The 24,595-nt window shown below is 63.3% G+C and carries 21 protein-coding genes; 5 read left to right on the forward strand and 16 right to left on the reverse strand.

What is annotated here, in order from left to right:
• Positions 1-35 precede the first annotated feature (35 nt).
• Entirely contained in the window at positions 36-1,625 is a 1,590-nt protein-coding gene (locus AAFF27_20430) for a methyl-accepting chemotaxis protein (GenBank protein XAH22364.1), read from the reverse strand.
• Positions 1,626-1,816: 191 nt separating this feature from the next.
• On the opposite strand from AAFF27_20430, the gene AAFF27_20435 reads away from it, so the two are divergent.
• Positions 1,817-2,248 (forward strand): HU family DNA-binding protein, encoded by a 432-nt coding sequence (locus AAFF27_20435; protein XAH22365.1) that lies wholly within the window; start codon positions 1,817-1,819, stop codon positions 2,246-2,248.
• 88 nt (positions 2,249-2,336) lie between these two features.
• Here AAFF27_20435 and AAFF27_20440 read toward each other — a convergent pair whose 3' ends face one another.
• Genes AAFF27_20440 through AAFF27_20455 form a run of 4 tightly spaced genes read right to left on the reverse strand, consistent with a single transcriptional unit; the run spans position 2,337 to position 5,763 of the window.
• Positions 2,337-3,401: a GntG family PLP-dependent aldolase gene (locus AAFF27_20440; GenBank protein ID XAH22366.1), complete on the reverse strand. Its 1,065-nt coding sequence runs from the start codon at positions 3,399-3,401 to the stop codon at positions 2,337-2,339.
• A 5-nt stretch (positions 3,402-3,406) separates the two neighbouring features.
• Entirely contained in the window at positions 3,407-4,096 is a 690-nt protein-coding gene (locus tag AAFF27_20445) for an ABC transporter permease subunit (protein XAH22367.1), read from the reverse strand.
• A gap of 1 nt (position 4,097) precedes the next feature.
• On the reverse strand, positions 4,098-4,850 hold the full coding sequence (locus AAFF27_20450; protein XAH22368.1) for an amino acid ABC transporter permease: 753 nt from the start codon (positions 4,848-4,850) through the stop codon (positions 4,098-4,100).
• 31 nt (positions 4,851-4,881) lie between these two features.
• On the reverse strand, positions 4,882-5,763 hold the full coding sequence (locus AAFF27_20455; protein ID XAH22369.1) for an amino acid ABC transporter substrate-binding protein: 882 nt from the start codon (positions 5,761-5,763) through the stop codon (positions 4,882-4,884).
• 165 nt (positions 5,764-5,928) lie between these two features.
• Between AAFF27_20455 and AAFF27_20460 the strand changes: the two genes are divergently transcribed.
• Positions 5,929-6,873, forward strand: coding sequence for a LysR substrate-binding domain-containing protein (locus AAFF27_20460; GenBank protein XAH22370.1), 945 nt, complete (start codon positions 5,929-5,931; stop codon positions 6,871-6,873).
• Positions 6,874-6,918: 45 nt separating this feature from the next.
• Here the strand turns inward: AAFF27_20460 and AAFF27_20465 are convergent, their stop codons facing one another.
• The 11 genes from AAFF27_20465 to AAFF27_20515 all read right to left on the reverse strand — a co-directional run bounded on the left by AAFF27_20465 (position 6,919) and on the right by AAFF27_20515 (position 20,098).
• Positions 6,919-8,454, reverse strand: a complete 1,536-nt coding sequence (locus AAFF27_20465; GenBank protein ID XAH22371.1) for an AMP-binding protein — start codon at positions 8,452-8,454, stop codon at positions 6,919-6,921.
• Positions 8,455-8,494: 40 nt separating this feature from the next.
• A complete protein-coding gene (locus tag AAFF27_20470) occupies positions 8,495-9,667 on the reverse strand; it encodes an acyl-CoA dehydrogenase family protein (GenBank protein ID XAH22372.1) in 1,173 nt (390 codons plus the stop codon).
• A gap of 96 nt (positions 9,668-9,763) precedes the next feature.
• Positions 9,764-11,161, reverse strand: coding sequence for a dihydrolipoyl dehydrogenase (gene lpdA / locus AAFF27_20475; GenBank protein ID XAH22373.1), 1,398 nt, complete (start codon positions 11,159-11,161; stop codon positions 9,764-9,766).
• A gap of 163 nt (positions 11,162-11,324) precedes the next feature.
• Positions 11,325-12,572, reverse strand: a complete 1,248-nt coding sequence (locus tag AAFF27_20480; protein XAH22374.1) for a dihydrolipoamide acetyltransferase family protein — start codon at positions 12,570-12,572, stop codon at positions 11,325-11,327.
• Between the two features lie 3 nt (positions 12,573-12,575).
• Positions 12,576-13,361 carry an enoyl-CoA hydratase/isomerase family protein gene (locus AAFF27_20485; protein ID XAH22375.1) on the reverse strand — a complete coding sequence of 262 codons (786 nt, stop codon included), beginning with the start codon at positions 13,359-13,361 and terminating at the stop codon, positions 12,576-12,578.
• Positions 13,362-13,404: 43 nt separating this feature from the next.
• Entirely contained in the window at positions 13,405-14,388 is a 984-nt protein-coding gene (locus AAFF27_20490) for an alpha-ketoacid dehydrogenase subunit beta (GenBank protein ID XAH22376.1), read from the reverse strand.
• Positions 14,385-15,374, reverse strand: a complete 990-nt coding sequence (locus tag AAFF27_20495) for a thiamine pyrophosphate-dependent dehydrogenase E1 component subunit alpha (protein ID XAH26278.1) — start codon at positions 15,372-15,374, stop codon at positions 14,385-14,387. Before AAFF27_20495 ends, AAFF27_20490 begins: the two co-directional genes overlap by 4 nt.
• Positions 15,375-15,461: 87 nt before the next feature.
• Positions 15,462-16,166, reverse strand: coding sequence for an ABC transporter ATP-binding protein (locus AAFF27_20500; protein XAH22377.1), 705 nt, complete (start codon positions 16,164-16,166; stop codon positions 15,462-15,464).
• A complete protein-coding gene (locus tag AAFF27_20505) occupies positions 16,159-17,973 on the reverse strand; it encodes a branched-chain amino acid ABC transporter ATP-binding protein/permease (GenBank protein ID XAH22378.1) in 1,815 nt (604 codons plus the stop codon). Before AAFF27_20505 ends, AAFF27_20500 begins: the two co-directional genes overlap by 8 nt.
• Positions 17,974-17,975: 2 nt before the next feature.
• Positions 17,976-18,860, reverse strand: coding sequence for a branched-chain amino acid ABC transporter permease (locus tag AAFF27_20510; protein ID XAH22379.1), 885 nt, complete (start codon positions 18,858-18,860; stop codon positions 17,976-17,978).
• Between the two features lie 26 nt (positions 18,861-18,886).
• Positions 18,887-20,098 carry an ABC transporter substrate-binding protein gene (locus tag AAFF27_20515; protein ID XAH22380.1) on the reverse strand — a complete coding sequence of 404 codons (1,212 nt, stop codon included), beginning with the start codon at positions 20,096-20,098 and terminating at the stop codon, positions 18,887-18,889.
• A gap of 370 nt (positions 20,099-20,468) precedes the next feature.
• Here AAFF27_20515 and AAFF27_20520 point away from each other — a divergent pair, with 370 nt between their 5' ends.
• The 3 genes from AAFF27_20520 (at position 20,469) to AAFF27_20530 (ending at position 24,585) form a co-directional block, all read left to right on the forward strand.
• Entirely contained in the window at positions 20,469-21,188 is a 720-nt protein-coding gene (locus AAFF27_20520; protein ID XAH22381.1) for a TetR/AcrR family transcriptional regulator, read from the forward strand.
• Between the two features lie 1,030 nt (positions 21,189-22,218).
• Positions 22,219-23,622: a carbohydrate porin gene (locus AAFF27_20525; protein ID XAH22382.1), complete on the forward strand. Its 1,404-nt coding sequence runs from the start codon at positions 22,219-22,221 to the stop codon at positions 23,620-23,622.
• A 189-nt stretch (positions 23,623-23,811) separates the two neighbouring features.
• Positions 23,812-24,585 carry an SDR family oxidoreductase gene (locus tag AAFF27_20530; protein XAH22383.1) on the forward strand — a complete coding sequence of 258 codons (774 nt, stop codon included), beginning with the start codon at positions 23,812-23,814 and terminating at the stop codon, positions 24,583-24,585.
• Positions 24,586-24,595: the final 10 nt, after the last annotated feature.

Genomic DNA, 24,595 nt, shown 5'->3' on the forward strand with positions numbered 1-24,595 from the left:
CTGCACCTGGGCTATTAGCTACAAATACAATAGCATTACGCAGGCAGCAGCAAAGGGGATGCGCCAGATTCGGCAGCGCCCGCCTCCAGCCGGAACATGCCCACCGCGCCAGCCAGTTGCCGCGCCTGCTCACGCAGGCTGTGCGCGGCGGCAGCGCTCTCTTCCACCAGCGCGGCGTTGCGCTGGGTCATGCGGTCGAGCATGCCGACGGCACCATTCACCTGCGCAATGCCCACGCTCTGTTCGCTGGTCGAAGCGGTGATCTCGCCGGCCATGGCGGTCACGCGCTGCACCGAGCGCAGGATGTCGTCCATGGTGCCGCCCGCCGTGCCCGCCAGCTTCGCCCCCGAGGCCGATTGCCGCACCGAGGCACCGATCAGCGCCTTGATCTCGCTGGCCGCCTTGGCGCTGCGCTGCGCCAGGTTGCGCACCTCGCCCGCCACCACGGCAAAGCCACGGCCCTGCGCACCGGCGCGGGCCGCCTCCACCGCGGCGTTGAGCGCCAGCAGATTGGTCTGGAAGGCAATGCCGTCGATCTCGCCGGTGATGTCCGCGATGCGGCGGCTGCCGGCATCGATCTCGGACATGGTGCGCACCACCTCTTGCACCAGCGCGCCGCCCTGCTGCGCGATGTCTGACGCGGCCGTGGCCAGGGCGCTGGCCTGCTGCGCGCTGCCCGCCGTCTGCTCGACCGTGCCGGTGAGCTGCTCCATCGCCGAAGCGGTCTGCTGCAGGCTGCTGGAGGCCTGCTCGGTGCGCTGCGACAAATCCTGGTTGCCGGCAGCGATCTGGGCGCTGGCCACGGCGATGCTGTCGGTGCTTTGCCGTACTTGGCGCACCATGCCGGCCAGCGAGGCGTTCATGCCCTGCAGCGAGCGCAGCAGCGCGCCAAACTCGTCCTCGCGCTGCACCTCCAGCACGGTGCTCAGGTCGCCCGCGGCGATGCGCGCGGCCAGCGCATTGGCTTCGGCCAGCGGGCGCAGGATGCTGCGGATCAGAGCGGCAGCCGCCAGCGCCAGGCCCAGCAGCATCAGCAAAGCCCCGCCGGCCAGCATGCGCGCGGCGGTAGTGCGCTCATCCGCCAAAAACTGCTGCAGTTGGGCGGTGGCCTGCTCCTGCATGGCGACAAAGTCGCGCAAGCCCTTCAAATACACGGCCACGGCCGGCTGGTACTGGCCGCGAAACAGCTCCAGTGCCTTGTTCTGCTGGCCGGTGTCCTTGAACTTGTCGGCGCTGGCGCGCAGCTCGGCCACCTTGCGCTGGCCGTCTGCGATGCGCGCCATCTGCGCCTGGTCTTCCTGCGGCAGGCCCATCTGCTCCAGTTGCCCACGCACCTGGGCGATCTGCGCATCAGTGGCCGCCACTGCATCCTTGAAGGCCTCGCCGATCTCGGGCTCGCTGCTGAGGATGGTGGCCTCGGCGCGCGCCGCGTTGGCCTCGGTCAGCCCCAGCCAACGGCTGGCCGCCTGGATGCGCCCGATGCGCTCGGCCAGCGCCGCCGCGCCGCGTGCCTGCACCTGCGGCGCATGCAAAGTGGTGAAGGCCACCAACGCCAACTGGAGCACCACGATGCAGGCAACGGCAAGCCACAGCTTGGTGGACAGGCGCAGGGACAGAAGTCGCATGGGGGATCGGTTACGAAAAGTACAACACCCCCGAAGTCTTGCCGTTGCACAAGACAGTTGTGTGAAACACCACAGCCACACATCTCGCCGCGCATGCCGGCGCACCCCTCGGTAAAATCCACGCCGACGCAGTCTGCGTCCGGGCGGCCCCAAAGCCCCTGACAACAACAACTTTCTTACTTCATCACATCATGGCAACTGCAAAGAAGACCGTCAAAACCGTAAAAGCACCCGTCGCAAAGAAGGCCGTCAAGGCCGCCGCCCCCGCTGCCAAGCCCGTCGCGGCCAAGGCCCCTGCCGCCAGCCCCAAGCCCGTGAAGGACAGCTTCACCAAGGCCGGCCTGATCACGCACCTGGCTGAGCAAGCCGCTGTTGAGCCGAAGTCCGTCAAGGCCGTGCTCGCCGCACTGGAAGCCACCATCCTCGGCGCAGTCCACAAGAAGGGCGCACGTGAATTCACGCTGCCCGGCCTGCTGAAGATCGGCGTGCAACAAATCCCCGCCAAGAAGAAGCGCATCGGCAAGGACCCGTTCACCGGCGTTGAGCGCGAATTCGCAGCCAAGCCCGCCACCGTGCGCATCAAGGCCCGCGCCCTGAAGAAGCTCAAGGACGCAGCGCTGTAAATAGCGCCCCCAAGCTGCGATGGCGCCACGCCATCGCGGCTGGCGAGAAAGTGCCGGGCCTGCCCAAATGCGCAGCCCGGCAAGTTTTCTATCTCGCGACTCTGCGGAAAATCTCTTCCGCCCGCTCAATGTCCGCATCCGCGATATGCCGGTGCATGACACAACGCAACAGGCCGCTGCCCCACGGGCGCACACGCAGGCCCTGCGCATCCAATGCCTCTACCCACTGATGGCTGCTGCGACCAGTGGCAGATACGTCGACCTGGACGATGTTGGTCTGGGGTAGCGACGCGCGCACCGGCAGGCCGGCGGCGTTGAGCTGGTCGCTGAACCGGCGCGCACGCGCATGGTCTTCGCCAAGACGCCCGTGCATATGGCGCACCGCCTCCAGCCCGGCTGCGGCCATGATGCCCGCCTGGCGCTGGGTGCCACCGATCATGCGGCGCAGGCCGCGCGCCTTGTCGATCACGGCACGGGCACCGGCCAGCACCGCGCCCACCGGCGCGCTCAGCCCCTTGGACAGGCAGACCGACACCGTGTCCGCAAAACACGCAACGTCCAACGGCGCCACGCCCAATGCGGTGGCCGCATTGAACATGCGCGCCCCATCCAGATGTACCGGAATGCCCCGGCGCTGCGCGATCTCCTGGACGCCGCGCATGTGCTCCAGCGGCAGCACGGCACCGCCCGCGTTGTTGTGCGAGCTTTCGATGGCAATCAGGGCCGTCTTCAGCTTGTGGCTGCCGCCCTGCACGGCATCCTCCAGCCGGGCCAGGTCCATCGCGCCGGCCTGCCCGGGCACCGGCAGGTAGAACAGGCCGGTGAAGGTGGCGGCTCCGCGCTCGGAGGTGTACATGTGCGCAGTGGCCTCCAGCACCACCTGCTCATTGCGCCCGCCCTGCGCCAGCACTGCCAGCAGGTTGGCCATGGTGCAGCTGGGCACGAACAGGCCGGCCTGCTTGCCGAGCTGGCTGGCGACGGTTTCTTCCAGCTCGCGCACGGTCGGGTCGCCATCCAGCCCGTCATCGCCGATCGGTGCCTCCAGCATGCGCTGGTACATCTCGGGCGTGGGACGGGTGACGGTGTCGCTACGCAGATCGATGGGAAACATGTGCGCGAACGGGTCCTTCGCGGGCTTGAAATCGGGGTTCATGGGAATCAATGCTGGTAGCGGTTGCGCCGGGCCAAGAATGCCGTGCCGCGCGAGGCCGCAAAGCAGATCACGAGGTAGACCAGCGCGACGAAGATGTACATCTCGACCAGCCGGCCGTCGCGCTGGCCGATCTTCGAGGCCGCGCCCAGAAAATCCGTGAGCGACAGCACATAGACCAGCGAGGTGTCCTGGAACAGCAGCACGATGCGGGTCAGGATGGCCGGCGTCATGTTGCGAAAGGCCTGCGGCAGCACCACGCCGACCATGACCTGCGCCGGCCGCATGCCCAGCGCCATGGCAGCAGCCGCCTGGCCGCGCGATACGGACTGGATGCCGGCACGCACGATCTCGCAGAAGTAGGCCGACTCAAACAGCGTGAAGGTGATCACCGCCGACTTGAACGCGCCCACCTGCACCGGGCTGGACTGCCCCAGCACCCAGGCGCCCATATAGGGCATCAAAAAGTAGAACCAGAAGATCACCAGCAGCAGCGGCACCGAACGCATCACGTTGACATACACCGCGGCCGGCCAGGCCAGCAGCTTCAGCGGCGACAGGCGCAGCATTGCCAGCACGGTGCCCAGCGCAATGCCCATCACGGCCGCCAGCGCGGTCAGCGTCAGGGTAAAGCTCAGCCCGGTCTGCAGCAGGTAAGGCAGGGCCGAGACGATGGCGCTCAGGTCGAAATGGCCCATGTCAGACCTCACCCTTGGGCGCGGCGCCAATCATGCCGGGCACTGCCACGCGGCGCTCCAGCAGGCGCATGCCTTGGCTCACCGCACCATTGATCACCAGGTAGCCGATGGTCGCGGCACAAAAGGCCTCGAAGATATGAAAGCTGAAGTCCGCCATGGAGCGGGCCTGCCCGGTCAGCTCCAGCAGGCCGACAGTCAGCGCCACCGACGAGTACTTGATGGCGCCCATCATTTCCGAGGTCATCGGCGGCAGGATGATGCGAAAGGCCTCGGGCAGGATGATGTGGCGATAGCACTGGAACTCATTGAGCCCCATGGCGCGCGCCGCCTGCAACTGGCCGCGCGGCAGTGACTCGATGCCAGAGCGCAAGGTCTCCGCCAGCCGTGCCGCGCCATAGCAGCCCATGGCCAGCACCGCCAGCCAGAACGCGCTCCACGGGTGCGGCAGTTGCTTGATCGCCAGGCCGAGGCTGCGCGGCAGAAATTCCGGCACCACGAAGTACCAGAGAAACAGTTGCACCAGCAGCGGGATGTTGCGAAACACCTCGACGTAGATGGTCGCAACCAGCTTCAGCGGCTTGCTGCTCACGCAGCGCCAGGTGCCGATCAGGCTGCCCAGCAGCAGGGCGATGGTCCAGGCGCAGGTGGCCAGCATCAGCGTCCAGCCGGCACCGACAAACAGCATCTGCAGGTAGTCGCGGGAACCGTCCAGCGACGGCTCAAGGAAGACGCCCCAGCTCCAGTCGTAGTTCATCGGTAGCGTCCCGATCTGGCGGCTGGCAGGCTTACTGGTAGAGCGCCGGGTCGCCCGAATCGGTCGGGTTGGCGAGCACCCGCTTGAGGATGTCGCTCATTGGGTAATTGAGATTGATCTGCTTGGGCGGGATCGGCGACATGAAGTACTTCTGGTAGAGCGCCGCCACCTTGCCGCTCTTGATCATGGCGACCACGGCTTCGTCCACCACCTTCTTGAAGGCCGGATCGTCCTTGGGTTCCATGATCCCGTAAGGCGCGGGCTCCAGCCCCTTCTTGCTGATGACGAAGTCCCCCGGGCTGCGCGACGAGGCCACGGACGCATAGGCCAGGCCGCTGTCCTGCGCCGAGGCCGCAGCACGCCCGCTCTCCACCATCAGAAAGGTTTCGGCCGTGTCCTTGGTCGGGATCACCGTGATGCCATAGCCATTCTTGGCGCTCAACTGTGACACCAGGCGGAAGGTCTGGCCACCGGCCTGCGCAGTGATCGCCTTGCCACGGAAGGAGGCCAGGTCGTCGACGTTGACGCCGCCATCCTTGCGCGCCATCAGCACCACTTCTGCCACAAAGGTGGTGGGCGCAAACGCCACCAGCTTATGGCGCTCGATGTTGTTGGTGGTGTTGCCGCACTCCAGATCGATCGTGCCATTGGCCAGCAGCGGAATCCGCGTGGCCGAGGCCGTGGGGTTGTAGCGCAGCTCCAGCTTGGGCAGGCCAAGCGTCTTCTGGATGTGCTGGCCGATGCCCTGGCAGATCTCCACGCTATAGCCCACCGGCGTCTGCTTGTCGTCCAGATAGGCGAACGGCACGGACGACTCCGGATGCCCCAGCACCAGCACGCCAGACTGTTTGATCTTGTCCAGCCGACCGTCGGCCCATGCAGTCGTCGAGCAGAACGCGCTGAAGCTCAGCACGGCAGATGCAAATAAAACCGCAGAAGCTTTCATCCGAATGTTCCTCATGCCATGTCGGGCAAGTCCATCTGAATTGGTACGGGTCCGTCCTCGCTTGTGGCCAGTATCCGGGAGCGCTATGCTTTTGCCCAATTCCACTTGGATATCCATCTATTCACATTTGATATGACCGATTCCAGGATGTCGCTGCGGCACATCGAAGCTTTTCGGGCGGTGATGGTCACGGGATCGATGACCGAGGCCGCGCGCCGCATGCATACATCGCAGCCGCAGATCAGCCGCCTGATCGGGCAACTGGAGAAGATCGCCCAGTTCACGCTGTTCAGTCGCAAGGGCAGCCGGCTGACACCCACGCTGGATGGCTCGCGCTTCTACCGCGAGGTCGAGAAGACCTTCGTCGGTCTGGCCGGGCTCGAATCCGCCGCGGCCGGCATCCGCGCTTTCAGCGCCGGGCGACTGTCAGTGGCGGCCATGCCGCGCCTGGCGGGCGGCCTGCTGGCGCGTGTCGTGGCGCAGTTCAAGACGCGCTACCCCGAGGTGATGGTGTCGATCCAGTCCGGCAATGCCGGCGCCGTGCATGACTGGGTCAGCACGGGCCTGTGCGACCTGGGCCTGGCACTGCTGTCAGAAGAAAGCAGCGGCGTGCAGGTCGAGCCGGTGCTCAGCATGAACTGCGTGGCCGTGCTGCCGCAAGACCATCGCCTGGCGCGGCTGGAGCAGTTAGGCGTAGAGGACTTCGCCGGCGAGCCCTTCATCTCGTTCTCGGGCGGCACCGCCTTGCGTGACCGCATCGACGCGCTGTTCAGCGAAGCCGACGTGCGGCGCCTGCTGGTGGCAGAGGCAAGCCTGGGCGCATCCATCTGCGCCATGGTCGGCGCTGGCCTGGGCATCAGCATCGTCAACCCGCTGGCCGCCACCGAGGAAGTCGGCGGCAGCGGCATCGTGGTGCGCCCGTTCACCCAGGCAGTCCCCGTCACCGCCGCCCTGCTCTACCCGCCTTATCACAGCCGCAGCCGCCTGGTGGATTTGTTCGCGCGCTATGCGCGGCAATGCATGCTGCAGGAGATGGCGCACCTGGGAACGCCGGTGCCGGCACATGGCCACTCCTGAGTGATTGGGACGGCACCAGAGGCTATGGCGCGTGCCGAAGATCTGTCAGGACCCGACGGGCTGGTCGACACGGGGCGAGGTCTCCACGCCAAGTTCCGAACGCAGAAGACGCTTCAGTACCTTGCCCGATGGGTTGCGCGGAAAGGCGTTATCGCGGATGACGACCTGGCGAGGTAGCTTGAAGCCCGCGAGCAGCGTCCTGCAATGTGCGACCACCTCTTGCGCACTCAGGGCCATGCCCGGATGCAGGACCAGCACGGCGACCACGCGCTCGCCCCATTGCTCGTCCGGCAGGCCGATCGCCACCGCCTCCGACACCTGAGGCAACTGATAGAGCGCGCGCTCCACTTCTGACGAGGCGATGTTCTCGCCACCGCTGATGATCATGTCCTTCATGCGGTCTGTGAGGAATAGAAAGCCATCGGCATCGAGGAGGCCGACGTCACCGGTGCGCAGCCAGCCGCCGGGATAGAAGCAGTTCTTCGTCTTCTCCGGCTCACGCCAGTACCCTGGCGTCACCTTTGGTCCGCGGATGCAGATCTCGCCTTGTTGGCCAGCGGGCAGAACGCTGCCATCGAAGTCCCGGATCTCGATGGCAACGTGCGGCAAGGCTCGCCCCGTGGAGCCGATCTTCTTGAGCTCCATGCCGGCTTCCATCAGCGTGTCGCCCGAGCAGGTCTCCGTCAGCCCGAAGGCGTCGATGTAGCGCCCCTGGCGAAAGAGATCGGTGAAGCTGCGGATGCGCTCTTCTGGCGTGCGCTCACCGCCGCCGATCATCCATTGCAGGCTGGACACATCGAAGTCGCCGCGCTGAGGACAGGTCAGCACCCGCTGAAGCATCACAGGCGCCATCCATCCGCAGGTCAGCCGCTCGCGCTCGATCGATGCCAGCACGCCCGCCGGATCGAATTCCCTCAGGACGCAAAGCATGCCGCCGACGAGCAGCAGCGCAACGCCCGGCAGATCGTACGCGCCGACGTGATACAGCGGCCCGACGACGAGCAAGCGGTCACTAGCAGAGAGTCCGAGCGCGATCATGTGATCGAGGCTCTTCCAGTAGAAATTGCCGTAGGTGTGCATCACGCCCTTGGGACGGTCCGTGGTGCCTGAGGTGTACATCAGCCGATACAGCGTGTCCGGCGTGTTCTCATGCGCGGGCACCGCCTCGTTGCCCGGCGGCGCGAGTGTCGACGCATCAGATTGCGCGTTTTCATCGACCACGATCGTGGCGGCGAAGCCTTGCGCCGATGCGGTGAGCTCCTCGTCCACGAAAAGCAGCCGGGCCTGTGCGTGCCCGAGGATGTAGCTGACTTCGTCGGCCGCCAGTCGGTAGTTGAGTGGCAGGAGGACGGCGCCGACATGGCTCACCGCCAGGCTCAGCTCCAGGAAGGCGCTGCTGTTCTTCATCAACAACCCGACCACGTCACCCGGGGCAATGCCCCTGGCGCGAAGCAAACGGGCACACGCATGGATGCGTTCACCCAGGGCGGCATAGGTCACCCGTTCGGGGCCGTAAACGATGGCGAGCCGTTGCGGTGTTGCGCGGGCGTGAAAGAGGACGGAGGCACTCAACGAAAGCATGATGGAGTTCCGGTCGTTTGCAAGATAGCGCTCTCGTCCTTCAGTAGGACTTTGGCATACCAAGATCGTGCATGGCGATGAAGTTCAGGATCATCTCCTCAGAGATCGGCGCAAAGCGGAACAGCCTGCAGTCGCGCCAAAGGCGCTCGACGTGATACTCCTTCGCGTAGCCCATTCCGCCCATGGTCTGCATGGCCCTTTCGGTGGCGCGGGCCACCGCTTGCGCCGCCAGCAGCTTGCCCGCATTTGCCTCGCTGCCATAGGGCTGCGCGGCATCATAGTTGGCCGCGGCCTTGTGGTTCAGCAGGCGAGCGGCCTCTACCTCGGCATGGCACTGGGCCAACGGGAATTGCAGCCCCTGGTAGGCACTGATGGGCTTGTCGCCAAAGACCTTGCGGTCGTTGGCATACTGGACAGCCAGCTTGATCGCCAGTTCGCCCGTACCCACCAGGGCCGCTGTCGTCACGATGCGCTCGGTGTTGAGAACATCCAGCAGTTCACGCCATCCCCCATGCAGGGTGCCCACGAGTTCGTGCGGATGAATACGCACCCTGTCAAAGAAAACGCTGCTCGATGCCAGAGTCCACGTGCCGACCTTGTCGATCGCCGAGTGGGTCAGGCCCTCGCGGTCAACGTCGATCATGAACATCGAGAGCCCGTCGGTGCGCGACTTCGAGTCCGCAAGCTTCTTCGTCCTGGCAACAACGAGCATCTTCTGTGCATCCGGCACCGCCGTGATCCATATCTTGCGGCCATTGAGGATCCAGCCTTCGGCATCCTGTTCCGCGAAGGTCTTGATCTCAAGGGAATTGCTTCCGGCATCGGGTTCGGTGAGCGCCATGCAGAAGTTGATCTCGCCAGCGATCAGCTTGGGCAGCAGTTCGGCCTTCATCTCAGGCGTACCGAAGCGGGAGATCGACACACCGCCGAAGATCGAGTTGATCATGAACAGCTGCCCCACGGTCGATCCGCCGCCTGCGGCCGACAGGTTCTCGATAATGAGTGACAGCTCCAGCACACCGAGATCACTCCCGCCGAACTCGCTGGGCAGTGCGGCGCCACCCAACCCGGCGTCGCACACCGCCTGCCAGTACTCCTGCGGAAACTGCTTGGCACTGTCCTTCTCGCGCCAATAATCCAGGCCGAAGCGCTCGCCCACCTTGCGCGCGCTGTCGGCGATCATCTTCTGTTCGTCGTTGAGTTGGAAGTCCATCTTTTGCCTCTGGAGTTATTCGGATTTCAAGCTTTTTCGCCTCGCCAGCAGCAGCGCTGGCAAGTCGGGATCGAAGACAGCGCCGCGCTATCCCCGTCAGATGTGAAGGACGCGGTCGAATGCCGCCAGCACCGACTCGTGGAGCGTCTCCGACAGCGTGGGGTGCGGATAGACCGTCTGCATCAGCTCGGCCTCCGTCGCTTCCATGACGCGCGCCAGGCCGAAGGAGTGAATCAGTTCGGTGACCTGCGGCCCGACCAAATGGGCACCCAGGAACTCGCCGCTGTCGGCATCGAACAAGGTCTTCACGAAGCCTTCGGGTTCATCAATTGCCAAGGCCTTGCCGTTGCCCTGGAAAGGGAATCGGCCGACACGGATCTTTCGTCCGGCGGCCCGCGCTGCCTTCTCTGTGAGGCCGACACTGGCCGTCTGCGGATGCCCATAAGTGCACGACGGGATGCAGTCGATTGACGGGGGATGCGCCTGCTCCATCCCCACGATATGTTCGATGCACGCGATCGCCTCGTGCGACGCCTTGTGCGCCAACCAGGGGGCTCCCGCCACATCGCCGATGGCATAGATGCCTGGCTCTGCGGTTCGCCCCCAAGGGTCGGTCTGGATGTGGCCGGATTCCAGCACCACCTTGGTCTGCTCCAGGCCCAGGGCTTCGATGTTGCCGACGATGCCGATGGACACAAGCACGTGTTGCGCGCTCAAGGTCTCTACGCCCGACGCGGTGCGCAAGTGCACGAGGGCCGAATCACTTCCCGGCTCGATCTTCTCGATCGTCACGCCGGTGCGCACATCCACGCCCTGCGCGCGATAGGCCTTCTCGACGAAGGCGGACACCTCTTCGTCTTCCGACGGAAGGACGCGCTCTCGCCCCTCGACGACGGTCACGGCGGTGCCGAACGCCGCATAGAAACTGGCGAACTCCATGCCGATTGCGCCCGCACCAACAATCACCATCGACTTCGGCAGATTGCTGGGCGCCAGCGCGTGGCGATAGTTCCACACACGAACACCGTCGGCCGGGGCACCGGGAAACTCCCTGGGCCGCGCGCCAGTCGCGAGCACGATGTGCGAGGCTTCGAGCCTGCGCTCGCCGGCCTTGCCGATGACGCTCACGGCCCCCGGGCCGTCCAGACGCGCCACGCCTTCGATGACATCGACCTTGTTCTTCTTCATGAGGTGCCGGACACCTTGCGTGAGCTTGCCCGACACCTGCCGTGATCGCGCGACGATCTTGGCAAAGTCGAAACTGGGCGCGCCGGTCTGGATGCCGAAATCGCTCGCATGCTTCACATGCCGCCAGATCTCGGCCGCATGCAGGAGCGCTTTGGTCGGGATGCAACCCCAGTTCAGGCAAATGCCCCCGAGCTGCTCGCGCTCGACCAATGCGGTGCGCAGGCCCAGCTGCGCCGCGCGGATGGCTGCGACATAGCCGCCAGGCCCGCCGCCCACAATGACGACGTCGTATGGTGCCGAACTCATGCGAAAGCCTCCGCAGTTGCCGTTGACTGGACGGCTACCGCCCGGGGTATGTAGTAGGTCTCGACCGCCTTGGGCGACAGGGATACCAGGTCGATCGACACAGCAGAGTCGGTCGGGTGTGGGCGGAGTGAAGGGCTATTCATGACATGCGCTCCAATTGCGTTCAAGCCACCAGGCCCAAGGGCTGTTCAAGGCCCTGCACGACCGCGTTGAGAAAACGCAGCCCCGAGACACCGTCGAAGATGCGGTGATCACCGGCGAGCACCAGGCCGAGTTCACGGCGCAGCGCCGGCTGGCCTTGCGCGTCGGGTCTGAAGACTTCACGCACGCTGCCCACACCGAGGATCAGCGACTGACCCGGATTGATGATCGGCGTCATGTAGGTAACGTTGAACATTCCGGCGTTCGAGATGCTGATCGCGCCGCCCGCCATGTCGGCACCGGTCAATGCGCCGCTGCGCGCCTTCTCTACAGACGCCTGGACGGCGAACGAGAGCTCCCTGAATGGACGCGCCCCGACGTCTCGGACGATGGGAACCAACAGCCCTCGGTCAGTATTTACCGCCACGCCCACATCGCAACTTCCGAAGGCGACGATGGCGTCGTCTGTCCAGACGCGATTGAACTCGGGCAGCGCCTGCAGGGCACGAGCGACACCCGCTACCAGCAGATGCGTCATCGTGACCTTCGGATACCCGGCGATCGCGTTCAGTTCGAGACGCAAGGCATTGAGCCGAGTGACCTCGACCTCGGCTGCGAGGTAGAAGTGCGGCACCTGCTGCTTGGCCTGCGTCAAGCGCCGCGCGATGGTCGACTGCATGGGCGTGGGCTTCACCCGCGTGCCGGCAAGCGGCGCAGTGATCGGTGTGGCAGTCGGGGGCTGCACATTCGGTGCGCCCGACGACGGCACACGGGCCGGCGCACTCGCGGCGCCTTGCACATCCGCAGCCTTGATCCGGCCGCGTGGCCCGCTGCCGGCGATTCCGCTCAATGCCACGCCGAGCTGCACCGCGATGCGCCTTGCCAGCGGTGTCGCCACAACACGTTGGCCGTTGCCCGCGGCGGGCACAACGCCTGCAGCTGTGGACTGGGGGGTGACAGCAGGCGTCGCAACAACGCTGTCGCCAGCGGGTGCGGCTGCAGGCGCGCTCTTGCTTTCAGCCGTAGCAGCGGCGCCATCGTCGATATAGCCGATGACCGCGCCTACCTCCACCGTCTCGCCGACCTGGACCACGATCTCGACCAGGGTGCCGTCCGAATCTGCTGGCACTTCGTTGGCGACCTTATCGGTCTCCACGACAAAGAGGCCGTCCCCGGCCTTGAAGGTGGCGCCGGGCTCCAGCATCCATTCCGCCAGGGCGCCTTCCGTCATGGTGAGGCCCAGCTTGGGCATAAGAACTTCGCGGCGCACGGCTCAGTTCCCCTTGAATTCAGGCGTCTGCTTGGCCAGGAACGCCCGGCAGCCGACGTGGGCATCGTTCGAGTCGAGTACCAGCCCGATCATGGCCTGCTCGTACGACAGCGCAGCACCGAGCGGCATCTCAATGCCCTGGCGCAGGCTGCGCTTGAGCAGCTTCAAGGTCAGGGGCGACTTCAGCGCAATGCGATCAGCGAGCGCGAACACCTCTTGCATCAGGTCTGCCCGGGGAACCGCGCGGTTACACAGACCCCATCCGACCGCCTCTGCGGCCGTGATCTGGTCACCCGTGAACATCAGCTCCTTGGCTCGGCAGGGAGCGATTTGCCGGATGATCCGCTGTGTGCCGCCCGCGCCGGGGAACAGGCCGAGCATGATCTCTGGCAGTCCCAGCTTGGCCTCATTCGCGACCAGACGAATATCGAGCGTGAGCAGCAACTCCGTGCCGCCACCCAGCGCCCAGCCGTTGACGGCGGCGATGGTGGGCTTGTCGCAATCCTCGAAGCGCCGGAACACGCGGTGAATGACTTCGGCAAACTCCTGGTAGTGCGCCAAGCCCTGCCGGCTGTCGAGGTCGGCGATATCGCCACCGGCCACGAAGGCGCGGTCTCCGGCACCCGTGATGACGATCACCCGCACGCCGTCGCTTGCCTCGAACGCCGTAAGGGCGGCCTCCATCTCCAGCAGCGTGGGAACGTCGAGTGCGTTCAGGGTCTTGGGACGGTTGATGGTGAGCAGGCCCACCGCCCCGCGCGTCTCGGCAAGAATGGCTTTTTCGGTCATGGGTGTGTTCCGGTAAAGGTTGGGGGTAGAGCTTTTGATCGGGTCATGCCAGCGTGCGTCGAACGGCATTGACGATCTTGTCGACGGTCACGACGTAGCCAGCCTCCAGCGACTTGGCGAAGGGCACTGGCATGAAGGGCGCGCCGACCCGCACCACCGGTGCGTCGAGCTCGTCGAAGGCCTCGTCTGCGATGGCTGCAGCGATCTCTGCGCCGACACCGAAGGCCTGGACGGCTTCGTGCACGACGATGGCGCGGTGCGTTTTCGCGATGGAAGCGAAGACAGTGGCGCTGTCCCACGGCTGGAGCGACCGCAGGTCTATGACCTCAACCTGCACACCGGACTTCTCGAGTTCCGCCGCAGCGGCAATTGACGTCGCGACAGTCGCCCCGTAGGTGACGATGGTGGCGTCACGCCCCTCTCTGGCCACGCGCGCCTTTCCGATGGGAATGGCCTCGCCAGGCGTGACCAGGCCCTTGACGCCATACATGGCCTTGTGCTCGATGAACACCACCGGGTCGGCGTCGTCGATGGATGCACGCAGCAGCCCATAGGCGTCCCCGGGTGTCGAGGGACACACCACTTTCAGACCCGGTACGTGCGCAAACCAGGCCTCGAGACATTGCGAGTGCTGGGGGCCTGCGCTCAAGCCACCGCCGTGTGGCGTGCGCAGCACCATCGGCACGCTGCTGCGCCCGCCGAACATGAAGCGGGCCTTGGCCGCCTGGTTGACCAGGGCATCCATGGTCAGGGTGACGAAGTCCATGAACATGATCTCGGCCACGGGCCGCAGGCCCGTCATCGCAGCACCCACGCACATGGATGCAATCGTCGCCTCCGAGATCGGCGTGTCGCGTACGCGCGCAGGACCAAACTCGTCCAGCAGACCTCGCGTAACCTTGAACGAGCCGCCCGCGGCGGCGATGTCCTCGCCCAAAAGCATCACGGAGGGGTCAGCTTTCATGGCGTCACGCAAGGCCTCGTTTACAGCCTGGAAATACTTCATCTCACGTGCTGGATTGCTCATGCTCGGCTTTCGATCGGCGCGGCTGCCGGGGTATACACATCGGCGATAGCCGCCTCGAAGTCGGGTTGCACGTCGGCACGCGCGCGCCCAACGGCTGCCTCGACCAGCGCCAGCACCTCGTGCTCAATGCCGTCGAGCACAGACGGCGAATGGCCAGCCTCGACCAGCGCGCCGCGCGCGCGCCGAATGGGATCGGCCTCGATGCCCGTGGCGAGTTCGGTGGCGCTGCGGTATTTCTGCGGGTCGCCCTCGTAGTGCCCGCGCACCCGGTGCGTGACGCACTCCAGCACCTGGGCGCCAGTACCGCTCCGGATCGCCGCAACCAGCGCGGTGGCGGCGTCATCAACGGCCGCCACATCGTTGCCTTCGACCAGGGTGTGCGGGATGCCAAACGCACTGGCAAGGTCCTTGAGCTTGGCCGCGAACTGGAGCGCGGTGGGAGAGAACTCCGACCAACCGTTGTTCTCGCACACGAGGAGCAGCGGCAGCTTCCAGAGCGATGCGATGTTCAACGTCTCATGCAGCACGCCTTCTGCCATTGCCCCATCGCCGAAGAAGACCACGGCTGTACCGCCGGTGCCACGCACTTGATGGGCAAGCGCGCTGCCCAGTGCGATGGGGATGCCCGCGCCGACGATGCCGTTGGCGCCCAGGATGCCCATCTGCATATCTGCCACGTGCATCGATCCCCCGCGGCCACCGCAGATACCACCGGCCTTGCCCATGATCTCCTTGAAGAACAAGTCGAGATCGAGGCCGCGTGCAAGCACATGGCCGTGTCCGCGGTGCGTGGTGGCCATCGAGTCGCGTGAATCCAGTGCGGACATGACGCCCGCCGCGACACCTTCCTGACCCAGGCTCAGGTGAATGAAGCCAGGTACCTCGCTGTCGGAGAAGAGCTTGATAAGACTCTCCTCAACGTTGCGGATGAGCAGCATGGTTCGGTAGAGCGGCAAGGCATTCGGCCTCTCTTTGACTTTTTTCATCTTGATGTCGCTTCTCGATGGGTTGTCGGCAGCGCGGCTCTGGCGCTGCCGGGTGGATGGGACGGAAAGCGGGGCGGCCACGGTTTCTCAGGCACCGAGGTAGGCTGCGGACAGACCGGTGTCGGCTGCCAGCGTCTTGGCATCACCGTGCTGGACCACGTTGCCGCGGCGCAGGACGTAGCCTTGCTGCGACACGCGAAGCGCCAGGGCGGCGACCTGTTCGCACAGCACCACGATCGTGTTGTCGCGCCGCACGTCGTCTATGACCGAGAAGATCTGCTGCACGATCAACGGCGCCAAGCCGAGCGACGGCTCGTCGAGCAAAAGGCAGCGAGGGCGGTGCATGAGCGCGGCCGAAAGGATCAACATCTGCTGTTGCCCGCCCGACATGAGTCCTGCCTGTAGCGACCTCTTCTCGGCCAGGATCGGAAAGCGCGCGTAGGTCTGGTCCAGGGCCTGCCGTAAGGGTCGCGGGCCCCGCCGGAAGTCCCACGCAAGACGCAGGTTCTCCTCGACCGTCATCCGGTGGAACAATCTGCGCCCCTCCATTGCATGCACGATGCCGAGCCGGGCTCGGAGGTGCGGCGCCAGAGAAGTGACGTCGGTACCGTCGAGCAGGATTGCGCCCGTGCTGGGGCGGGCCAGTCCGGAGATCGCTTTCATGAGCGAAGACTTGCCGGCACCGTTGGCGCCAAGGATGGCCGTGGTCGTGCCCTCGGCGCATTGGATGCTGCAGTTGTTCACGGCAGCGATCGGTCCGTAGCGCACGGACAGGTCCTTGACCTCAAGCATGCTCAGTCTCCAGGCGAACTTCGGTACCGAGATAGGCAGCTACCACCGAGGCATTGCGATACATGCCTTCCATTGATCCGCGGTAGATCAATTTCCCGCTCTCCAGGACCACGACTTCATCGACCAGATCGTCGAGGAAGTCCATGTGATGCTCGATCAGAACCACTGCCGCGCCACGGCGCTTCAGGATGCGGATCACCTCCGCCAAGCGCGCGAGCTCCCCCTCGGACAACCCGGCAGCTGGCTCGTCGAGCAGCACAAGACGCGGTGCGGCCACCAGCACCCGACACAGCTCCGTCATGCGCTGGTCGCCATACGGCAGGTCCCTGACGGGCGTGTCTGCCAAGGCGCAAAGGCCGACGATGTCGATGGCCTCCGCGACCCGTCTCAACATGGCGGACTCCTCGCGGTGGGCCGAAGGCAGATCGAGGGCGGCGGCGATGCGCCCCTGGCGATAGAGGCGGTGCACACCGAGCATCACGTTCTCCCGCACCGTGAAGGACTTGACGAGCCGCGGGTCCTGGAAGGTGCGCAGCACACCAAGCCTGGCAACGACATGGTCGCGCAACCCGGCGATGGAACGGCCGTCAAAGATCACGGCGCCTTCGGAAGGCCTGTAGATGCCGCTGATGACGTTGACGAGCGTGCTCTTCCCTGAGCCGTTCGGTCCGACCAGTCCAATGATCTGTCCGGGGCGGACATCCAGACTGACGCCGTCGAGTGCGCGCAGACCCAGGAAGCTCAAGGCGATGTCCTTCACGACGAGCAGCGGTCCGGCAGTGCTCGGCGCAGCGGCATCCATGGAGCCCGTCGTCTTCGGTGCCTCCAGCACAGACGCCTTGATGTACCGCGTGCGTGGCAGAAGCAGGCCCGCAATCCCCTTGGGCAGCAGGATGAACGACACCAGGAGCAGCAGCCCGTACGCCATGAACTGCCAATCCGCGAAGACCTGCAGCCTCTCCGGGAGATAGGTGAATACGATCGCGCCGAGGATCGGGCCGGAGAGCGTTCCCAGGCCGCCTACCACCGCCATCACCAGCGCCTCGACCGAGCGATGCAGCCCGAAGGACTCAGGCCCCAGATAGCCGACGAGATGGGCATAGATGCCCCCGGCCAGGCCGATCAGTGCGGCGCTCAGCGTGTAGGCTTCCCGCTTGGTGCCATTGCGGTCCACGCCGATACTGCCCGCGGCCACCTCGGAGGCATGGATGGCAAAAAATGCCCGCCCATAGCGGCTCATGAGGAAATTGCGCAGTTGCCACAACACGAGCGCCGTCGTCACCAGTGCAAACTGGAAGTAGCCGACGGGACCGATGCCATAGCCAAACAGGCTCAGCGTCTTGAGTGCAGGGGACGGCACGCCGCTGAGCCCTGCAACGCCACCGGTGACGGCCGTCCATTCGCGAATCGCTTCGTAGAAAATCATCCCGAAGCCCAGCGTCATCATGGCGAGATAGAACTCGCGCACGCGGCGACCGGCAAATGAGAGCAGCCAGCCCGTGGCAGCGCTCAACAGCGTGGCGGCCATCATGGCAAGTGGAAATGGGAAGCCATATTCCTTCGACAACAGGGCCGAGGCATAGGCGCCGATGCCCAGGAACGCGGCATGGCCGAGCGATATCTGCCCTGCAACACCGGTCAGCACGTTGATGCTCTGCGCGATGAGAACGTTCACGAGCACGAACGACCATATCTGCACCGTCGAGCCTGACGCGAACTCAGCACCGATACCAAATGCCAGAACCAGTGTCAGGCCGAAAAGGGGATGCCCCACGAAGGCCAACTTGGCTTTGAAAGCTTCGGGCATGCTCAGACCTTGTTGATCTCTGCCTGGCCGAACAGCCCTTGGGGCCGCCACACCAGAATGACCATGAGGATGGCAAAGGCCATCGCGCTCTCGATAGAGGACGACACATAGCCGCCGACGAGCTTCTCGATCACGCCAAGCGTCACGCCGCCGACCATCGCGCCCAGCACGCTGCCCATGCCACCAAACACGGCGGCCACGAAGCCGAACACCATCAGGTTGAAGCCGAAGGCGGGATCGACCGTTCCGTTGATCTGCGAAAGCAGAACACCTGCTAGGCCTGCAAGCACGCCGCTAGCGATGAAGGAGATCATCACGACCTTCCGCACAGGCCCCCCCGCCAGCGAAGCTGCCGCGCCATCGTGCGCCACGGCCCGAACGGCGCGGCCCCAGGCACTCGTGCGCAAGAAGACCTCCATGCCGACCATGAGTGCGGCCGATACGACCAGCACCGACAGCGATTGCGCGGACACCTGCACGCCAGCAATGGAGACAAAGGACATGCTGTCAAAGATGATCGACGGCACGGAGATCGCCTGCGAACCGAAGAACTTGGCGACGAAGCCTTGCACGAAGAAGCCGAGCCCGAGGGTCGAGACCACCCAGCCCATGCTCTCGTCCGAGCGGAGCAGCGGGCGGATCGCAACGCGCTCGACCACCAGCATCAGAATGCCGGTCCCCAGCAGCGCGAGAGTGACGGCTGGGAGCGCAGAAAGCCCGGCGGCCATGAGCGCTGTGACCGCTACCGCTCCCAGCATCAGGATGGAGCCCTGACCGAAGTTCAGAGTCTTGGTGGTCCAGAACGTGAGCGACAGGCCCATGGCGATCAATGCGTAGGCAGCACCCACACAGACCCCTGCGAAAAGCAGTTGGAGAAAGAAGTTCATGCGAAACCTCGGATGCCCTCGCCCGCTCAGTCTTTGGCGATGCGCAACTGGGGCTTGTCGCCGACCTTGACGTACTCGAAAACGGCGACGTCCTGCTCCGTGACCGCGTGGTGCTTGGTTGCGGAGAACGAGTAGCTGGCGTTCACGCCCCTGAGTCCGTTGATGCCTTCAATCGCCTTGTTGATCGCAACCGGATCGCTCGAATTGGCGCGTTTGATGCCTTCCAACAGCACATTGGCTGCGTCGTAGGCATTGGAGACCGACAACGCCATGAAGACCTGGGGCCGAGCGGGGTTCGTTCCCCACCAGCGGTCCGCACCGAACTTGGCTTTGTAGGCGTCCGCAAACTCCTTGGCGGCCGGGTTCATCGGTTCTTCGCCGAAGACGCCGATCATCGTGCCGCGCGTACCAACGACCAGGTCTCCCGCGCCTTCCTGATAGGGGATCGACAGTGCGCCGTTGGACGCCACCAGAGGGACATTGAAGTTCAGCCGCGCCATGGTCCTTCGCACCACGGCGAGGTCAGCACCAAGGCCCACGCACATGACCACATCCGCATCGGCGCGCTGCAGCTTGGCGACCTGCGCCGTCATGTCCTGCGCACGCTGGTTGTAGCTCTCGAGCGCAACGACTTGTGCGCCGCCCTGTGCCTTGAGTTCCTTGCCGATCAGGTCGGCACCGCCAGAGCCGTAGGCCGTGCTCTCGTGTATCAGGCCCACCTTTTTGAATCGCTTGCCAGCGTAGGTCGCGAGAACCCTGGCCTCGATGTCGTTTTGCAGTGCGAACGAGAAAACATTCGAGCTCGGCCTGCCGTTGCCACTGCTGGGATAGACCACGGTGGGCGACTGCGCGACAGGGTTCATATACGGCCGGCCGTCTGAGGCGGCCATGGCGATCACCGCCAGCGTGGGGCCGCTTCCGGCAGGACCGATGAAGCCCACGAGATCCTTGTTGTCGAGCAGCTTGCGCATGTTCTGGACTGCACGGTCCGGCACCAACTGGTCGTCCAGCGCCATCGCCAGCTCGACCTTCTTGCCGTTGATGCCACCCAACGCATTCCATTTGGCAATGGCGAGATCCACACCGCGCTTTGCGCCTTCACCGTACTCGTTGTACGGACCCGTGAGCGCCGACGTCATGCCGATCTTGATGCTCTCCTGCGCCAGGACTGCATGCGGGCACAGGATGACGCCAAAGGCTGCCGCGGCGATGAATCTGCCGAAGGACCGAATTTTCATTTTTGTCTCCAGAAGCGCCAGGGGCGCAGATGCCTTGATCGACGAACGTGGCCGCAGGCCATGCACCGCCACTACGCAGCTTGATGCCCTGCGCCAAATATGAATGACGGTTCATGGTTCGTATACTAGGTGCGCGCACGGAACAGCGTCAAGCGCGAAGTGAGGGTTCGCGGGTAAACACCGGGGTCTGCTGGTTTGCGTGGAATGGGCCGGATCTCCGCCCGCACTGACATCGTCGCGCTCCACCGTCAAAGTGCAGGCGCGCACTCGCCCCGTCTTATGCAGTGACTGATGACTCGTCGATCGCAACCGTGGTAGCGTATAAACCTCAAGTCAATCGGTGGATGGAGCCGGGCCAAGGCTGGCGGGATTGACGTTCCTTCGTTTTCTCGAGGCTGATATGAAGAAGAGTGCGCTGCGTTCAGAGACAGCATCCTGGCGTGATGCCGGCAGTCGATCTGAAAAATCCGAACTGATCCGTGAGGCGCTACTTCGGTCGGCGGCCGAAGTGGTCGGAGAATTGGGCTACGCCGACGCCTCCATCACGATGATCACGCAACGCGCTGGTGTGGCGCAGGGCACCTTCTACAACCACTTCAAGTCGCGCCAGGACATCCTGGACAAGTTGCTGCCCGATGTGGGTGAGCACATGATTTCGCATGTGAGGAAGAAGGCGAGCGGACGCGGCGAGTTTGCAGAGCTAGAGGAGCGCAGCTTCCGCGCCTTCTTCTCTTTCATCAAGCAAACGCCACACTTCTCTCGGATCCTCAACGAGGCTGAGAGCTTTGCGCCCCTAGGGTATGAACAGCACTTCAAGACCGTCTCGACGGGCTATATCCGGTTCCTGAATAAAGCGCTGAGCAACGGGGATTTCATTGGCTATTCGGAAGCCGAACTGGAGGTCGTCGCCTATATGCTGATGGCGGCCCGCAGCTACCTGGCCCAGCGGTATGCGACAGAGGACGGTAAGCCCATCGAGATTCCGAATGACGTGGTCAACACCTACATGAAGTTCGTCCTCTTCGGGCTGAAGGGGCAAGCTTCAGCAACAAAACGCCGCCCCCCCAGCTCAAAGTCAGAAAGCCCGTAACGTTGCACTTCGATCGCCGCTTCGTTCGGTATTCACCGCCGAAGCCGCAGAGATCGACCGGCGCTGGCCCAAGATTTTGACGCTCGCTGCTGACAGCCCAGCACTGCGTTAGCACGCCTCTCCCCGCCCCGACTCGTCCTAGAAAAATATCTGGCTCCGCCCTTCTTTACTTGATGGGCAATGGTTGGATCGGCGTCCTTGCCCCCGAGGTCATGCTGCAGCAGTTGGCACAGCGCCGGGGCCACACGGGCGAAGCGGCTCCCAATGCTTACTTACTCCTCCGCCCGCGAGCCCGGAGGTGCTCCCCAAAATAGGCCGTGACGTGTGCAAGCCAGTACAGGTGCGTGCAAACGACCTGCCCCACCGGCTCGCACCGCATCGAGTAGCCATGGCATGCCGCCGACACGAGGCAGGAGCCGCTGACTCGGGCCATCGCCTCGACTTAGCCATCGAGACGCAAGGCGTCCGCATCAACTGCCGCCGCTCGTGTTCAAGCATTTCGGCGACGCTGAACTCCCCGTCCTCGGAATGTTTGGGCACCCATCGAATGCTTCGTTGAGGCCCGCAAGGAAGCGGCACCTCACCAGGATCCGCCTCGCAAATTGGGCCCACCCGGAGGCAGCCGAGACACGGCCGATCCATCAAACCAACATCCGTCAAAACTCGGGTTCTCCCTGGGTCACCGACGGAATGAACGGGTGTCCAATGGCGCTCGAGATCTGTGATTCATGATTCATCAATCACACAGATCCGAGGCGATGAACATAAGAGGACGTTAACCCAACGTGGCACGCGCCAAAGGAGACAACAAGTGAAGATGAAGACCAGTAAGGTACCTACCACTTGGCCCTTCGGGCCAGCTGCCCCCACAGCAGAGGGCACGGTCATGGACCAGGTCGTCAATTGCGGAGTAGTACTTGCCACTCAAGGCAGAGACGCTGCCGGCAGTCGACCATCCGCATGCGGAAAAGCCCAGCGCTTTCAACGCCGAATTTTCGTGCCTTGCGCGCTCGTACTGAGCACGTTTGTCATGAGCGCTGACCAAGTTCGGGCGGCGGAGCCCTCGGACACGTCCGATGCAGCATCGTCAATGGACTCCGCCGCACGTGCCCGCGCCCTGGATGCGAAGTATGGCTACAAGGGGTGGATTACTTCATTTCCCTCTTATGGAAATACCTTGACCAACGACGATGGCCATTGGCGAACCAAGTTGGCAGAGCACGGCTTTGGCTTCCAGATTCAAGGCGTTTCGATAGCTCAGGCTAACCTGCTCAATACACCCAGCAAAATTCCATCGGAAGGCTATGCGTCATGCGGACCGAGTAACAACGGCTACAACTGCGCAGGTGGTCGCTCATACTTCGGCCAACGACCTGGCATCAAATTTGCCGGCACTGCATTTTTGACGTATGACATGAGTCAATACGGCGTTCCTGATGGGCAAATTGCCGTTGCCACGAATTTTGGAGTCTCCTCAGACCAGCAGTACAGCGCCAATACGGCCCGCATCAACGGTATATCCTGGTTTCAGACTATTTTCGATAAGAAAGTTGAACTCAAGGCTGGATATTTTCCAACAATGCCTGAGTTCGCCGGCACCACCGTTGGCGGCTTGGTGGTCAACCCATTTGGCCCTTCCGCGTCTATGCCGGTGATTTTCGGCACCACCAGCAACAACATCGCGACCCCAAACTTTCGCGCTACATGGCGTGTGACTGATAAGTTCTACGCGCAGACCGGCATTCAGCGCAGCACACCAGTCAGAGGGCCTACGGGTAACACTCTTTATGATGAAATTAAACTGAACCCATCCGGTCTCGATTTCAACTCTTCGGTTCCTGGAACTGGCGTGCTTTATACAAACGAGCTTGGCTACAAGCGGCCGTCCAAGCCCGGCATTCCGTTTGCATGGCTGCGTGCAGGGGTCATGCACAACACCTCTGAGTTCAAGGACTACAGTCGCCTGCTGGAAACGTCTACCGCGACAAAGAATGGCGCAACCGGACTCTACATTCTTGGTGACTACCAACTGACGCAACCGCTGGCTTCGCAGGGCAGCGCCCATAGAGGCATGTATATCGGCGGTAGCTTCATGTACGGCGACCCGAAGGTGGCAAGCTCCACTCAGTATTATGAAGCGCGCTCTTACTGGTTTGGTCCGTTCGAAAATAGGCCCTCTGACTTCCTGTCTGTTGTTGCCCTCCACAACAAGACAAGCAAATATGCGCAGAACGTCATTAATTCATTTTCTTCGCGCACAAACTTCTTTGCAAACAAGGCCTCGAATAGCATTACGGCATCCTATACGTACTACGTAAGATCAGGCCTCTATGCAACTTTCGGAGCTGGTTACTCGGACAACCCCAGCTTTCAGTACTTCAAGAACGAGGGGCACTCTCTTAATGCATTGTTCAGCCTGTATGCGGTATTTTAGGGATACTTTTTCTTTGAGATTTCAAAAAATTTCCGGCAAAGCCTTATTTACTGCGCGAAGAATTTCAGAACGGTGTAATTTCATAAATTTATTCGCTCTAACAAATTTCAATCATGGAACATTCGATATGCAGCAAGCAATATATTATGGCTTGAGGCGGAATATTGAAAATATCATATAAGATTTAATATGAATCAATTCAGCAATACCATCTCACTTGCAGGTAGGAAGGCATTGATTACTGGCGGGGCTTCCGGGATGGGCCGCGCTTCTGCGCTGCTTTTTGCTACACAGGGTGCACATGTCATCATCGTTGACCGCAATGGTGTGGCAGCCGAAGAGGCTGCGGCCGAGATTCGCCGTGCGGGCGGCGCGGCCGAAGCACACGAGGTAGACCTGCTCGACCAAGACGCGCTCAATGCCTTCGTCGAGACCTTTCTGCGCGACCACACGGTGTTGGACATTCTGTTCAACCATGCCGGCCTGCCGGCGCCGCCCGGTTTCGACTACGACGCCGAGAGCTTCAACACCTGCATGACGATCAACGTCTGGGTGCCGATGATCCTGACCAAGCGGCTCTTGCCGCTACTGAGGAAATCATCTTCCGCGTCGGTGATCTGCACCTCATCTATTGCTGGCCTGAAGGCCGTGTCGTTCTTCCCGACCTATTCAGCCAGCAAAGCGGCCCTGATCCAGTACGTGAAGTCGATCGCGCAGCTGCTGGCCCCCGAAGGCATACGGGTGAACGCGATCTGCCCGGGTGCGACCGACACACCGGCGCTGCGGCGCGACATCGCGGACGGGATCGTCAAGGCCTCGCTTGAGCAAATCTCGGCGTCCGTACCGCTGCGGCGCATGGGAAGCCCGGAGGACATGGCGCACATGGCGCTGTTCCTCGCGTCGGACGCATCTAGCTTCATGACGGGCGTGGCGATTCCCGTCGACGGCGGTTCGACCGCCTGATCTCACATTT

The organism is Xylophilus sp. GW821-FHT01B05 (genome assembly GCA_038961845.1).
Lineage (GTDB): Bacteria > Pseudomonadota > Gammaproteobacteria > Burkholderiales > Burkholderiaceae_C > Xylophilus.

What these genes read in the sequence shown, in the direction of transcription:
- AAFF27_20440 (XAH22366.1), bottom strand. Translation starts at nt 3,401, where the DNA reads ATGAACCCCGATTTCAAGCCCGCGAAGGACCCGTTCGCGCACATGTTT.
- AAFF27_20450 (XAH22368.1), bottom strand. Translation starts at nt 4,850, where the DNA reads ATGAACTACGACTGGAGCTGGGGCGTCTTCCTTGAGCCGTCGCTGGAC.
- AAFF27_20530 (XAH22383.1), top strand. Translation starts at nt 23,812, where the DNA reads ATGAATCAATTCAGCAATACCATCTCACTTGCAGGTAGGAAGGCATTG.
- AAFF27_20445 (XAH22367.1), bottom strand. Translation starts at nt 4,096, where the DNA reads ATGGGCCATTTCGACCTGAGCGCCATCGTCTCGGCCCTGCCTTACCTG.
- AAFF27_20485 (XAH22375.1), bottom strand. Translation starts at nt 13,361, where the DNA reads ATGACCGAAAAAGCCATTCTTGCCGAGACGCGCGGGGCGGTGGGCCTG.
- AAFF27_20525 (XAH22382.1), top strand. Translation starts at nt 22,219, where the DNA reads ATGAGCGCTGACCAAGTTCGGGCGGCGGAGCCCTCGGACACGTCCGAT.
- AAFF27_20470 (XAH22372.1), bottom strand. Translation starts at nt 9,667, where the DNA reads ATGGACTTCCAACTCAACGACGAACAGAAGATGATCGCCGACAGCGCG.
- AAFF27_20510 (XAH22379.1), bottom strand. Translation starts at nt 18,860, where the DNA reads ATGAACTTCTTTCTCCAACTGCTTTTCGCAGGGGTCTGTGTGGGTGCT.
- AAFF27_20495 (XAH26278.1), bottom strand. Translation starts at nt 15,374, where the DNA reads ATGAAAAAAGTCAAAGAGAGGCCGAATGCCTTGCCGCTCTACCGAACC.
- lpdA (XAH22373.1), bottom strand. Translation starts at nt 11,161, where the DNA reads ATGAGTTCGGCACCATACGACGTCGTCATTGTGGGCGGCGGGCCTGGC.
- AAFF27_20500 (XAH22377.1), bottom strand. Translation starts at nt 16,166, where the DNA reads ATGCTTGAGGTCAAGGACCTGTCCGTGCGCTACGGACCGATCGCTGCC.
- AAFF27_20465 (XAH22371.1), bottom strand. Translation starts at nt 8,454, where the DNA reads ATGCTTTCGTTGAGTGCCTCCGTCCTCTTTCACGCCCGCGCAACACCG.
- AAFF27_20515 (XAH22380.1), bottom strand. Translation starts at nt 20,098, where the DNA reads ATGAAAATTCGGTCCTTCGGCAGATTCATCGCCGCGGCAGCCTTTGGC.
- AAFF27_20435 (XAH22365.1), top strand. Translation starts at nt 1,817, where the DNA reads ATGGCAACTGCAAAGAAGACCGTCAAAACCGTAAAAGCACCCGTCGCA.
- AAFF27_20430 (XAH22364.1), bottom strand. Translation starts at nt 1,625, where the DNA reads ATGCGACTTCTGTCCCTGCGCCTGTCCACCAAGCTGTGGCTTGCCGTT.
- AAFF27_20490 (XAH22376.1), bottom strand. Translation starts at nt 14,388, where the DNA reads ATGAGCAATCCAGCACGTGAGATGAAGTATTTCCAGGCTGTAAACGAG.
- AAFF27_20460 (XAH22370.1), top strand. Translation starts at nt 5,929, where the DNA reads ATGACCGATTCCAGGATGTCGCTGCGGCACATCGAAGCTTTTCGGGCG.
- AAFF27_20505 (XAH22378.1), bottom strand. Translation starts at nt 17,973, where the DNA reads ATGCCCGAAGCTTTCAAAGCCAAGTTGGCCTTCGTGGGGCATCCCCTT.